Source organism: Rudaea sp. (genome assembly GCF_036383415.1).
Taxonomy (GTDB): domain Bacteria; phylum Pseudomonadota; class Gammaproteobacteria; order Xanthomonadales; family Rhodanobacteraceae; genus Rudaea.
The window spans coordinates 1-11,979 of sequence record NZ_DASVOK010000017.1; the positions used below are offsets into that span (position 1 = coordinate 1).

13 protein-coding genes are annotated in these 11,979 nt (G+C 64.2%); 1 reads left to right on the forward strand and 12 read right to left on the reverse strand.

What is annotated here, in order from left to right; genetic code table 11:
• From VF497_RS00525 to VF497_RS00570, 10 genes are all read right to left on the reverse strand, one after another.
• The coding region (locus VF497_RS00525; RefSeq protein ID WP_330885186.1) for a zinc-ribbon domain-containing protein at positions 1–243 on the reverse strand (243 nt) is incomplete at its 3' end.
• 59 nt (positions 244–302) lie between these two features.
• Positions 303–1,211, reverse strand: coding sequence for a 50S ribosomal protein L11 methyltransferase (gene prmA / locus VF497_RS00530; protein WP_330885211.1), 909 nt, complete (start codon positions 1,209–1,211; stop codon positions 303–305).
• Positions 1,212–1,221: 10 nt separating this feature from the next.
• Positions 1,222–2,589, reverse strand: coding sequence for an acetyl-CoA carboxylase biotin carboxylase subunit (accC, locus tag VF497_RS00535; RefSeq protein WP_330885188.1), 1,368 nt, complete (start codon positions 2,587–2,589; stop codon positions 1,222–1,224).
• Positions 2,590–2,602: 13 nt separating this feature from the next.
• On the reverse strand, positions 2,603–3,079 hold the full coding sequence (gene accB, locus VF497_RS00540; protein ID WP_330885191.1) for an acetyl-CoA carboxylase biotin carboxyl carrier protein: 477 nt from the start codon (positions 3,077–3,079) through the stop codon (positions 2,603–2,605).
• Between the two features lie 130 nt (positions 3,080–3,209).
• The gene (aroQ, locus tag VF497_RS00545; RefSeq protein WP_330885193.1) at positions 3,210–3,659 is read right to left on the reverse strand and encodes a type II 3-dehydroquinate dehydratase; all 450 of its coding nucleotides are present in this window, start codon (positions 3,657–3,659) and stop codon (positions 3,210–3,212) included.
• A 179-nt stretch (positions 3,660–3,838) separates the two neighbouring features.
• Positions 3,839–4,384, reverse strand: coding sequence for a TlpA disulfide reductase family protein (locus tag VF497_RS00550; RefSeq protein ID WP_330885195.1), 546 nt, complete (start codon positions 4,382–4,384; stop codon positions 3,839–3,841).
• A gap of 217 nt (positions 4,385–4,601) precedes the next feature.
• On the reverse strand, positions 4,602–6,755 hold the full coding sequence (locus tag VF497_RS00555; protein WP_330885197.1) for a protein-disulfide reductase DsbD: 2,154 nt from the start codon (positions 6,753–6,755) through the stop codon (positions 4,602–4,604).
• Positions 6,756–6,862: 107 nt separating this feature from the next.
• Positions 6,863–7,081 carry a hypothetical protein gene (locus VF497_RS00560; protein WP_330885199.1) on the reverse strand — a complete coding sequence of 73 codons (219 nt, stop codon included), beginning with the start codon at positions 7,079–7,081 and terminating at the stop codon, positions 6,863–6,865.
• 13 nt (positions 7,082–7,094) lie between these two features.
• Positions 7,095–7,694: a thioredoxin family protein gene (locus VF497_RS00565; RefSeq protein ID WP_330885201.1), complete on the reverse strand. Its 600-nt coding sequence runs from the start codon at positions 7,692–7,694 to the stop codon at positions 7,095–7,097.
• Positions 7,695–7,700: 6 nt separating this feature from the next.
• Positions 7,701–9,320 carry a hypothetical protein gene (locus VF497_RS00570; protein WP_330885203.1) on the reverse strand — a complete coding sequence of 540 codons (1,620 nt, stop codon included), beginning with the start codon at positions 9,318–9,320 and terminating at the stop codon, positions 7,701–7,703.
• Positions 9,321–9,892: 572 nt separating this feature from the next.
• Here VF497_RS00570 and VF497_RS00575 point away from each other — a divergent pair.
• On the forward strand, positions 9,893–10,576 hold the full coding sequence (locus tag VF497_RS00575; RefSeq protein WP_330885205.1) for a response regulator transcription factor: 684 nt from the start codon (positions 9,893–9,895) through the stop codon (positions 10,574–10,576).
• 21 nt (positions 10,577–10,597) lie between these two features.
• Here VF497_RS00575 and VF497_RS00580 read toward each other — a convergent pair whose 3' ends face one another.
• Positions 10,598–11,449, reverse strand: coding sequence for a 2OG-Fe(II) oxygenase (locus tag VF497_RS00580; RefSeq protein WP_330885207.1), 852 nt, complete (start codon positions 11,447–11,449; stop codon positions 10,598–10,600).
• A gap of 311 nt (positions 11,450–11,760) precedes the next feature.
• A partial coding sequence (locus VF497_RS00585; RefSeq protein WP_330885209.1) for a helix-turn-helix transcriptional regulator occupies positions 11,761–11,979 on the reverse strand: 219 nt, incomplete at its 5' end.

Sequence of the window (11,979 nt, forward strand, 5' to 3'; positions counted from 1 at the left end):
GGGACGGGCGGCGCGCTTCGCCGCCGCGGCTGGCCGCATGATCGGCAGCGTCAGCTCGGGGACGGTCGCGTCGGATTCATGCTGGGGGAGGTGCTGCACCCCGACCGGAAGGTTTGCGGTCAAGGTGCGCAGCGCATCGAACACCGCGGTGCAGTGTTTGCAGATGACGCTGCCACGCGCCTGCGCCAGGGCCTCGGGCTCGACCAGGTAGATCGTCAGGCAGTCGGAGCATTGCGTATACATGGCGGAATTGTACGCTGGAGGTCAGCTGCGCGCAGAGCGCAGCATCCGCGCCCTGGAAATCAATCTCCGGCCTTCCTCCTGCCGGTGATGCGCACCCAATCTTCGCGCGTTGCGACGGCGAGGTCTTCGAACCACTGCGCATAATGCGCAAGCAGTTCCGTTTCCTGTCCGCGCAGGATGCCGGACAGGGCGAGCAATCCTTGCGGCTTGACGCAGGCCGCGAGTTGCGGTGCGAGATCGGCCAGCGGCCCGGCGAGGATGTTCGCGATCAGGATGTCCGCGCGTTGCGGCGGAAACTCCTCCGGCAGATGCACGTCGAGTCGGGCCGCGACGCCGTTGCGTTCGGCATTGGTGCGCGAAGCAACGATCGCCTGCGCGTCGTTGTCGATGCCGATCGCGCGCGCGGCGCCGAGCCTGAGCGCGGCGATGGCGAGCACGCCCGAGCCGCAGCCGAAGTCGATCACGGTCTTGCCGCCCACGTCGGTCGCGTCGAGCCATTCCAGGCACAATGCTGTAGTTGGATGCGTGCCGGTGCCGAAGGCAAGGCCGGGATCGAGATGGACGATGATCTTGCAGGCATCTTCTGCGCCTGGCGCGACCGTGCTTGGATAGATCCACAGCCGTTCGCCGAAACGCATCGGCTGGTAGGTGTCCATCCATGCGCGCGTCCAGTCCTGGTCGACCACCTCGCGGAACGCGATGCGATCCGGAGCGAGTTCGGGCACGAGTTCGTGTAGCGCATGCACGAGTCCGCTGCGGTCGATATCGCTCGCGAACAGCGCGTTGAGCACGATTTCGTTCCACAGCGGCAGCTCGCCGACGCCGGGTTCGAAGATCGCGCGCTCGTCGGGCGTGTCCGCGTCGGCATCGCGCAGCGTGATCGACAGTGCGCCCAAATCCTCTAGCGCGAGTTCGACGCGCTCCTGCTGCTTTGCGTGCAGGGTCAGCGAGAGTTCGAGCCAGGCCAGTGGCGTGTCCTCAACCGCGCCCGATGCCCTTCTCGCGCTGTTCCGCGATGCGCTTTTCGAGGTAGTGGATGTTCTGCCCGCCGGCCTGGAAGCCGCCGTCGGCCATGATGCGTTGCTGCAACGGGATATTGGTCTTCACGCCGTCGACGACGAATTCGCCGAGCGCGATGCGCATGCGTGCGATCGCGGTCTCGCGGTCGCGGCCGTGCACGATCAGCTTGCCGATCATCGAATCGTAGTTCGGCGGTATCTTGTAGCCGTCGTAGATGTGCGTGTCCACGCGCACGCCGGGGCCGCCTGCAGCAAGGAAACGCTTCACCAAACCGGGGGACGGCATGAACGTGTCGGGATCCTCGGCATTGATGCGGCATTCGATCGCATGGCCGGTGATCTTGATGTCGCTCTGCTTGATCGAAAGTTTTTTGCCGCCCGCGATCAGAAGTTGTTCGCGCACGAGGTCGACGCCGGTGATCATCTCGGTGACCGGATGCTCGACCTGGATGCGCGTATTCATCTCGATGAAGTAGAAGCGGCCGTTTTCGTAGAGGAACTCGAACGTGCCGGCGCCGCGATAGCCGATGCGGATGCAGGCCTCGACGCAGACGCGGCCGATTTCCTCGCGCTGTTCCGGCGTGATGCCCGGCGCGGGCGCCTCCTCGACGACTTTCTGGTGGCGGCGCTGCATCGAGCAGTCGCGCTCGCCGAGGTGGATGGCATGGCCCTGGCCGTCGGCGAGCACCTGGATTTCCACATGGCGCGGATTCTCCAGGAACTTCTCCATGTAGACCTGATCGTTGTTGAACGCGGCCTTGGCTTCGGATTTGGTCAGCGTGATCGCGTTGTTGAGGTGCGCTTCGGTGTGCACCACGCGCATGCCGCGTCCGCCGCCGCCGCCTGCGGCCTTGATGATGACCGGGTAGCCAATTTCGCGTGCGATCTTCGCATTCGTCGCCGCATCGTCGCCGAGCGGGCCGCCCGAGCCGGGCACGCAGGGCACGCCGGCGGCCTTCATCGCGCGAATCGCCTCGACCTTGTCGCCCATCAGGCGGATCACGTCCGCGGTCGGGCCGATGAAGACGAAACCGGACTGCTCGACGCGCTCGGCGAAGTCGGCGTTCTCGGACAGGAAACCGTAGCCCGGATGGATGGCCTGCGCGTCGGTTACTTCGGCTGCAGCAATGATCGCCGGCGTCGACAGGTAACTTTCCGCCGCCGGCGCGGGGCCGATGCAGACGGACTCGTCGGCCATGCCGACGTGCTTGAGATTGCGGTCGACCGTGGAATGCACGGCGACGGTCTTGATGCCGAGCGTGGCGCAGGCGCGCAGGATGCGCAGCGCGATTTCGCCGCGGTTGGCGATGACGACTTTATCGAGCATGGGGCGCGCCGACTCAGCCGATCACGAACAGCGGTTCGTCGAACTCGACCGGCTGGCCGCTCGATGCGAGCACCGCGAGCACCGTGCCGGCCGCATCGGCCTCGATCTGGTTGAACATCTTCATCGCCTCGATGATCGCAAGCGTGTCGCCGACCTTGACCGTCTGGCCGACCTTGACGAAGGCGGGCGCCTCGGGATTGGGCGAGGCGTAGAACGTGCCGACCATTGGCGAGCGCAGCACGTGGCCCGGCGGCAGCTCCTTGCCGCCTGCGGCAAGCGCGGGGGCCGGCGTGCTCGCGACAGGCGCGGATGCCGGTGTCGGAGCGGCGGCGGGAACCTGGACATGCGTCACCGGCGCGGCAGGCGCGAAGGCAGCACCCTTGGGCACGCGCGACAGGCGCACCGATTCCTCGCCTTCCTTGATTTCGAGTTCGGCGAGGTTGGATTCCTCGAGGATATCGATCAGTTTTTTTATTTTGCGGAGATCCACTGATGCACCTTCTTTTGTTTCCGATTATCTTGACTTCGAGCATCCTGCCCTGTGCCGCTACGCGGCCAGCTTCGCTGTTCACGCCGCTCGTGCGGCGCAGTGGCATTTGATTCTTTGCCTGCGCGGTTCGTCAGACCGTGGCTTGATCCAGCTTCTGCACGGCCGCCGCGAGGGCAAGGCCATAGCCGATCGGCCCGAGCCCGCAAATCACACCCACCGCGAGATCGCTGAGATAGCTGTGCCGGCGAAACGCCTCGCGCGCATGCACGTTCGACAGATGCACTTCGATGAACGGCAGCGCCACCGCCGCGAACGCGTCGCGCAGGGCGATGCTGGTATGGGTGAACGCGCCCGGATTGATCAGGATGAACGCCGTGCCGTCCGTGCGCGCCTGCTGCACGCGCCCGACCAGCTCGTGCTCGGCGTTCGACTGCAGGCATTCCAGTGCGTGACCGGCGGCCTTGGCGCGCGCGGCCAAGTCGGCATTGATCTCGTCCAGCGTCGCGCGCCCATAGATCTCCGGCTCGCGCGTGCCGAGCAGGTTCAGGTTGGGGCCGTGCAGGACGAGGATTTTCGCCACGAAGGAAAAGGTCCAACGGACCGGCGGTCCGCTCAAGGCGCGGAAGTCTGCGCCGTCGATGCCGACTTGTCCAGTGCGATACGTACAAATTCGACGAAGATGGCCGATGTTGAACGGCTGTTTGAATATCGGGCAGGTCGCGTGTACCGCCTCGCCGTTGCGGCTCCCGCCGGCCTGATCTAGAGGTGTGGCTCCAGCCAGTCGCCGAGGCTTTCTTCGCTGAAGTAGCCTGCGCGCTGGGCGATCAGTCTGCCATCGCGACCGATCAGCACGCTGTACGGTAACACGCCGCGGGTGTCGCCATAGCGCAGGGAGGCGTCCTCGTCCTCGCCGGCGAGCAGGATCGGATAACGGATCGGATAGTCCTTGAGGAAATCGCGCACCGCGTCGGAATCGTCGATCGCGATGCCGACCACGAGCAGGCCCTTGTCGGCGAACTTCTCGTGGGTTGCGTCGAGCAGCGGCATTTCTTCGCGGCAGGGGCCGCACCAGGTCGCCCAGAAATTCAGCAGCACGAGCTTGCCGTCGAACTCGGACAGGCGCCGCGGCTTGCCTTCGACATCGGACAGCTCGAGATCGGCGCGTTGGTCGCCGACCTTGAGCACGGCCATGCCCGGCGGCACGGGCCGCTCGGCGTAGCCGTTCATGTGCGTCGAAGCGAACAGGCCGAGCAGGGCACCGAGGATCGCGACGGCGACGATGGCGAGATGGGAACGTTGCAGCATTACGGCGCCGGCTTGCCCTTGGGAACCTCTGAATAAACGTAGCGAGCGAAGGCAGTGCGTGTGCCGACGGAGCGCAGGAACCGGAGTTTACTGGTAGTAAATGAGGATTACATGCCGCTCCTGCGGCATGCCCTGCGGGTCAGCTTCGCTGTTCGCTTCGGCTTCCTGCCTTCGCAGTCCGAGCACCGCCGGCGCGCGAGCTGCCGAGCGCAGTAGTTTATTTAGAGGTTCCCTCGATGGCCGACTCGACTATGCCCTGGGTCAGCACGGTCGGCAAGGCATGGCCTTCCTCGCCCTTGCGGAACACGACATAGAGCGGCACGCCGACCGCCTTGAACTGTTCGAGGAGGGCTTCGATGTCGGGGTCGGGATTGGTCCAGTCGGCGACCATGAACACGGTGTCGGTGCGCTTGAGCAGGTCGCGGAACGCATCCGTGTGCAGCACCGCGCGTTCGTTGACCTTGCAGGTCGTGCACCAGTCCGCGCCGACGTCGATGAACACGGCCTTGCCAGCCTTGCGCAGCTCGGCGAGCTTGGCCGGGCTGAAGGCGACCTGGCCCGCAACTTCCGTCGGCGCGACGGTCGCACGCTCGAGTCGCGCGATCGCATACAGCGGTGGCAGCGCGAGCAGCAGCGCGACGAGTGCGAGCGCACGCCAGGCGCCGCTGCCGTAACGGCTGCGCTCGAACCACCACAGCGCGAGACCGAGCACGATGACGCCGACGAGAACGAGGCCGATCGCATCGACGCCGCGCTGGTTGCCGAGCACCCAGATCAACCACGCCGCGGTCAGGTACATCGGGAACGCGAGCAGTTGCTTGAGCGTTTCCATCCACGCACCGGGCTTCGGGAGCAAGCGGCCGAACGCAGGCACGAAGCCGATCAAGAGGAACGGCAGTGCCAGGCCGAGGCCGAGCGCGATGAAGACGAGGAACGCGGTCAGCGTCGAACTCGCGAACGCGAAGGCGAGCGCCGAACCCATGAACGGCGCGGTGCACGGACTCGCGACGACGACCGCGAGTACGCCGGTGAAGAAATCGCCAGCCGGTCCCGAGCGGGATGCCAAGCCCTGTCCCGCATTGGTCAGGCCGACGCCGAACTGGACCACGCCCGACAGCGACAGGCCGATCGCGACGATCACGTAGACGAGCACGGCGACGATCAGCGGCTGCTGCAACTGATAGCCCCAGCCGTAAGCCATGCCGGCCTTGCGCAGCGCGATCACGGCGAGGCCGACCGCGGCGAACGAGAGCATCACGCCGGCGGTGTACCAGAGCACGTGCCGGCGCGCATGCTGCGGCGACTCGCCGCCTTCGAGAATCGAGATCGCCTTGAGCGAAAGCACCGGCAGCACGCACGGCATCAGGTTGAGGATCAGGCCGCCGAGCAGCGCGGCGAATAGCGCCGCGAGCAGCGAGCCGCCGCTCACCGCAGGCCGTGTCTGCTGCGCAACGTCGGTGGCCGTGGTCGTGTTCTTGTCGCCGCCGGTCGCCGCGTTTGCGGCGCCGGTCATCGTCACCGCGATGCTGCGCGTCGTCGGCGGATAGCAGACGCTGCCTTCGAGGCAACCCTGGAACGTCGAGGTGAAGTGCAGCGGTTGGCCCGCGGCAAGGTTCGACACGCTGATCGGCACATCGACCTGGTCGAAATACACGGTCGTCTTGCCGAAGCTCGCGTCCTCGTGCAGCTTGCCCTCGGGCCAGCGCGGCGCTCCGAGCGTCGCGTTGTCTGCGCGGAACGAGGTCTTGTCGCGATAGAGGTAATAGCCTTTCGGCATCGTGAAGCGCACGAGCACTTCATTGGGCCCCGAAGCGATCGCTTCGAACACGTAGGCTTGGTCGACCGGCAGCGGCTCACCCGTTGCGAGCGCGCCGCCCGATGCGCCGCCGAGCAGGTTCGTCGCGCCGGCCGTGGGCAACGCGGCAGCGGTCATCGCCGGCAGATCGACCACGATCTTCGCCGTGTGCGGCGGATAGCAGATCTTCGGCTCGACCTCGTGGCAGCCCTGGTAGCGCACCGAGAGCGCGACCTGCGCGGCGTCGGCAGGCGCAGTCAGCCTTTGCGTCGAGGAGAAGTCCTTGTGATACACCTCGACATCACCGAGAAACTCGTCGTGCTTCTTCTCGCCCGCGGGCAACTCGTGCGTGCCGAGGGCGACACCCGCATCGCTCGTTGTCACCTTGATGCGGTCGCGATAGAGGTAGTAGTGCTCGGCCAGCTTCCAGCGCAGTTCGATCGAGTTGCGCTCGGTTGCCCGGGCTTCGACCTTGAAGGCCTGATCGATATCGAGCAACTGCTCCTCGGTAGCGATGACAGACGGCGAGAACAGCGTGGTGGCGAGCGCGAGCAGCGCAAAGCGGAATCGGGTCATAGGGGGAATTCTACGTCAGTTGCGCAAGCAGACCGGCGTCGGCACCGCGCGATTGCATGGGCGGCACGCAAAAAAAGACGATGACAAATCCATCACCCTTGTGCTGGTCACGGCCCGTGTCGGCGCAACCCTGTGGCGAATCTCATGGGCAATTGAAGCCGTTGCACGAACAGACCTTGCAGATCGTGCCGGCTGTATTCGGAGCCGTCTGACCGCCGAGCAGCGGGGTATTGGCATGACTCGCACGCGCCTGTGGAGACGTTGCGCAGCTGCGGAAACAGGAACTTGAGCCGGCGCACCAGTTCGGGGCCGTTGATGACGGGCATACCGATGTCGGACTCACTTCGAAGCATCCACACCGCGCCCGCCCGGGCGCCACGCTTCCAGAAACCGCCGCATCAACTCTGCGCTGTAATCTCCATCCGCACGCAGATCCAGAAGATGCTGCGAGTGCACGAGAGCGCCGTCGCCATCGAGCACGAAGTAGTGAGGAACGCCCAGTACCTTTCCATACTTTTTGAAAGCTTCGCCGTTGTGCCCCGCGAAGGGGTAATGCACATAGACGGTAACAAAACCCGCCTCCCTGAAGCTGAGCAAATCCGGGTTCCGCCGGAACAGATCGTCCATCTGGCCACAGTAGGCACACCAGTCGCCGCCGACATACACGATCACCCGTCTATCCGTCTGCCTGGCCTCCGCGACCGCTGCGGCAATATCCGCTGCAACGTCGCGCTTGGCATCGAACGCATGCACTGGCGTGTGCCCCTCAATGCCGATTGCCGAAGCAGACCTGCTCGATTGCGCCAGGCTGCATATGCAGGTCATCGCAAGGGGAATCACCGCGAGAACCAGCCGCCTTCTCACGTCGCACCCAATCGGCTTGTCTTCAAAGAAATGGTGGGCGGAAGTGATTCCGCCCACCCGACATGACAACAGCAAGTTTATTTATTGCAGTGGGGTTGTCGTGCACTCGCCGACATTGCACATGGCGCACGTCGCCTGCGCACAGGCCAGTGCTCCGGCTGGGCACAGTCCGCCCACCGGCTGCGGGTTCGAACCCAGCGCGGCCGTGGCTCCCGTCACCGACACCGTGTCGGTGAAGGTATAGCGTCCATTCGTCGCGCCGTCGCCGTTGGCGGACGTCGGCTGGTACGTGCCGGAAACATCCGCGCAATCATTGCCGTCCGGATCCCCGGCCGGGTCCAGCGCCGCAATCGAAGACAACGGCTGCAGCGACGCCGGGTTATCGGCCAGCGTGATGTTCGTCAGCTGCACCGAGCCCAGGTTGCATACGTGCGCCTTGAACGGGACCTGGACTACGCACGACGTGCCGCCGCACACCAACAGCGGTCCCGGCGCAACGCAGCTCTTCACCACGCTGATCGATGAGGATACCGTCGTCGTGCAGGTCGCGCTCGCATCGGGCCCCATCGAGTGGATGGTCTGTCCGCCGACCGTGGCCGTTGCATTGGCCGTGTTGGTCGCCGACAACTGGGCCAGCGTCGCCGAAATGCTGTAGGTCGCCGTCTGTCCCGCAGCCAGACTGGTCACCGCGCTGCCATTGAGCATCAACGGCGGATTCACCACCGTGTTCGATCCTGGCAGCGTATCGTTCACTTGCAGACCCGTCAGGGTACCTACGCCGGTGTTGGTCACCGTGCCGGTCCACGAGAACGACACTTGCGTGCCATCGTTTACGAGCGCCGGCGGATTGGCGCTGTCGCAGGTCTTGGTGACGCTCATGCCGCACACCGGGAACCCGCCCAGCACGAAGTCCTTCAGTACCGCCGAAGTCGATTGCGAGGATCGGGTCTCTTCCAGAAAACTCGAGAAGCACGGCAGGTTGCCGCCCAGAGCCGACGACAGATTGATGCCACCCTGGAAGAACAGCGGGGACCCCAGATTCCCCTCCCACGTCGTGTTCGTGGTTGCCGCGTTCGTCACGGCGCAATAGAGCGATCCCGCACAGTTCACGCTGGAAGCCTGGGCATGAATCAACCGCAGATTGCTGTCCGCGCACTGGCCGTCGGTGGGGTTCTTCACGCCCGTCGTGCAGGTGTGGTCCCACTTGTAGACCGAGATGGCGGAATTGCCCCCGCCGCCGGTAAATGCCGAGATGGCGAAGACGTCGTTGTCCTTGTGCACGCCGTTGAACGTGCCGTTGGGGTTCAGCGAGACCGTGTTCTGGAAAAACCAGATGCCGATGTTCGCATCGCCGTTCGGCGAGGCACGGTCTGCGCCAAACATCAGCACATAGTCGCTGGAACTGCCCGCGTACAGCGCCCCATAGCCCGCGTTCAGTGTGTCCTTGTTCGGTGTCGGTGAAGTACTCCACTTCCAACTCGTCAGGTCGTAGAAGTCTTTCGACCCTCCGGAAGTGAAGCTGTCGGTGCTGGCCAACCCGTTAATGAATGTGCGAACGATCGAATGGCCCGCTGAAGAGCCATTGCCCGGCGTACCGTTTGTGCCGCCGGTCCCGTTCAGAAGGTTCCAATAATCGCACGGCGTCCCATAGATGCATGGCGGGTAGCCCGGGCTTTGCGCGGCATTGCCGTCGATCTGCATCAATGTAGCGGGTGGGGTCTGTGCAATCGCAACTGCCGAAGTTGCGACAATACCCAGGCAAAGCATTGAACGAATCAGCAACTTCAATGTACACATGGTCGTTTCCTCCAATTCAAGAAATGGCAGACAGGCGGAATCCGGGCACTCTCAGGCGCAAGTGCAAATACGCCGGGTTAATGGTTCCAATGAGCGCGCAGCAGGCGGCGCGCGGCTGGCGTCGAGGTCGAACACGCCGCACCGCGCTTGCGAGGGTGGAGAATCCCGCCGCAGCTGCCAGAACGACCCACCTGATCGACAACAGCATGCGATCGCGAAGCAAGGGCAAGGTGCGCATGATTTCGCTCCTTTGCAGATCAAGGGGTCGCCCGGCGACGTCTCCCCGTTGGCACGATCGCCGCAAGGCGATTACCTAGATATCGCAAAGAAGCAAGTGCTGTAATCCTTCCGGCAGAGTACGTAATATGGAGTATGTGGTCGTTGAACGGAGGTGAGTTCAGCGGTCCGGTACAGGGGCTAAGCGCGCATAGGGGCGCGCGACCGTTCGCTCGCATGGTGGCGAGTGAGGGGGTTGCATGAACACGCCGCAGGTGTTGATCGGCAGCGCCGATCGACGGTTCCGGCACGACGTCTGCGCCATCCTCGCGCAACAGGACGATATTGACGTCGCCGGTACGGCTATCGATGCCGTGATGTTGTCGCGCATGGCTGCAGCAACGCAGCCGGGGATCATCATTTTGGACATGCAACTGCTGCCGGGCGATCCGGCGCCGTTGATCGAGGGGCTGTATGTGGCGTGTCCGCACGCCAAGCTGCTGCTGTTTTCCGATGTGCCCGACGACGGCTGGCTCGTCAGTGCAGTACAGCACGGCGTGCGCGGTTGCGTCGACCGCACATGCGGCGCGGAGGTGTGGCTGCGCGCGCTGCATGCGCTACTCGTCGGCGATGTCTGGATCCGGCGCAGGGTGCTGTTCGCCGCGTTGCAGGGTGGCAGCGTCGTCCACGGTGATCCGCTCGCCGCGAAATTGTTTACCCTGACGCCGCGCGAACGCCAGATCGTCGTCTATGTGCGTGACGGCTTGAGCAACAAGCAGATCGCCCGCCAGCTCGACATCTGCCCGACCACGGTCAAGACCCATTTGCAGCACATCTTCGGCAAGCTCGATATCAGCCGACGTCTCGAGTTGCTGCGGCAGTGGGGGGCTGAAAAACCATTGGAGGGAACGATCCACGACGCCAGGCATATGCCGGCGAATTGATGTAGCCATGCTGGAAGCGCGTCACGCTTCGTAGCGCCGCTGCCGCATCCACTTGGTTGCAATCCACTTCTCGCCCTTGAGCACCGGCAAACCGCCGTGCAGGGTCTGCGGGTCGACCTGGTCGAGGCTGTTGCAGTATTCGAAATAGACTGCCGCGCCCTTCTTCGGCCCGACACGCAGGCCGAGTTTGGGGAACACGGTCGCGCCGCCGTCCTCGACGTCGTTGAGGTAGATGATGAGGCTGGCAACGCGCTGGCCGCCTTGGGCGAGATGCGTGCGGCTCCCTGCATCTTCGGGCGGGAAGTAGTCGTAGTGCGGCGCGTATTCGTCGCCGGTGCGGTAGTGCAGGATCTGCAGGCCTTCACCATTCTCGATTGGCATGTTCATCAGCGCGGCGATGCGGTGGTCAAGGCGCGCGATGAACGCGTTGGCGTTGAGCGGGAAATACGTGCCCTCGCTCGTGCGTCCTGCGGTCAGTCCAGCGCCTCCGCTTGCGCGGTCGACGATGGTCGAGCGCACGAGCTTGTGCGCGGACAGGCGCACGAGCTCGTCGCATTCTTGTGTGTCGAACACGTTGTCGAGGAAGGCAACTGTCGGTCGCTCGATGCGCAGCACGACGCGCACGTCGCGATCCGGCAGGCGGATCACATTGCCCGAAGGTAGACGCGGTGTTTCGTGGACGTAGGTGCCGTTTGCGATCGATGCGGCGGCGATGCTGCGGTCAGCCAGGTCGAATACCGCAGTGCGCGCTGCATCCGCGTCGAAGCCGGCACGCACCATGTCCGCAACGAGCATCTCCAGATCGCAGTTGCGCTGCAGATTGTGCGTGATCCAGTTGCGCCACTCCTCGGGCACCTGCGTGTGCGCGTTCATGTCGATCCCGTCCGTCGCATGGCAAAAAACGAGTTTAGCTGGCTGGCCGCTGTCGACGGAAAGTGCGCGGAAAATACATACGCCAGCGAATTGCTGCGGCGCGACGTGCGTACGTGAAAAATTTGTAATCCAATATGCCCACACGAAGCCCTAGGGCTTGTGGGGGAGGGTGGCCCGTCGCGAGCAATCGCGGCGGGCTTTTTCGTTTCTGCGGGCCGCAGAACGCGGATCGCCCACCGCGGTTGAAGATTCAGCCATCACGATGCAGGGTCCGCCGTCGACATCACGCACGGCGTGCGCCGTAAGCGAACCTATGCGGGATTGAGATATTCCGACGGGGTGATGCCGAAGCGCCGGTGGAAGGCGCTGGAAAAATGGCTGTGGCTGGCGAAGCCGACGCGTACCGCGATCTCGCCGATTTCCGCATCCGCCTGCTCGATCAGATAGGCCGCCTTGCGCAGGCGCAGTTCGTGGCGATAGTCGACGAGCTTGAATCCCGTCGCCGCATGAAACGTGCGCGAGAGGTAGGC

What these genes read in the sequence shown, in the direction of transcription:
- accC (WP_330885188.1), bottom strand. Translation starts at nt 2,589, where the DNA reads ATGCTCGATAAAGTCGTCATCGCCAACCGCGGCGAAATCGCGCTGCGC.
- VF497_RS00550 (WP_330885195.1), bottom strand. Translation starts at nt 4,384, where the DNA reads ATGCTGCAACGTTCCCATCTCGCCATCGTCGCCGTCGCGATCCTCGGT.
- VF497_RS00555 (WP_330885197.1), bottom strand. Translation starts at nt 6,755, where the DNA reads ATGACCCGATTCCGCTTTGCGCTGCTCGCGCTCGCCACCACGCTGTTC.
- VF497_RS00560 (WP_330885199.1), bottom strand. Translation starts at nt 7,081, where the DNA reads ATGCCCGTCATCAACGGCCCCGAACTGGTGCGCCGGCTCAAGTTCCTG.
- VF497_RS00570 (WP_330885203.1), bottom strand. Translation starts at nt 9,320, where the DNA reads ATGCAGATCGACGGCAATGCCGCGCAAAGCCCGGGCTACCCGCCATGC.
- VF497_RS00575 (WP_330885205.1), top strand. Translation starts at nt 9,893, where the DNA reads ATGAACACGCCGCAGGTGTTGATCGGCAGCGCCGATCGACGGTTCCGG.
- VF497_RS00580 (WP_330885207.1), bottom strand. Translation starts at nt 11,449, where the DNA reads ATGAACGCGCACACGCAGGTGCCCGAGGAGTGGCGCAACTGGATCACG.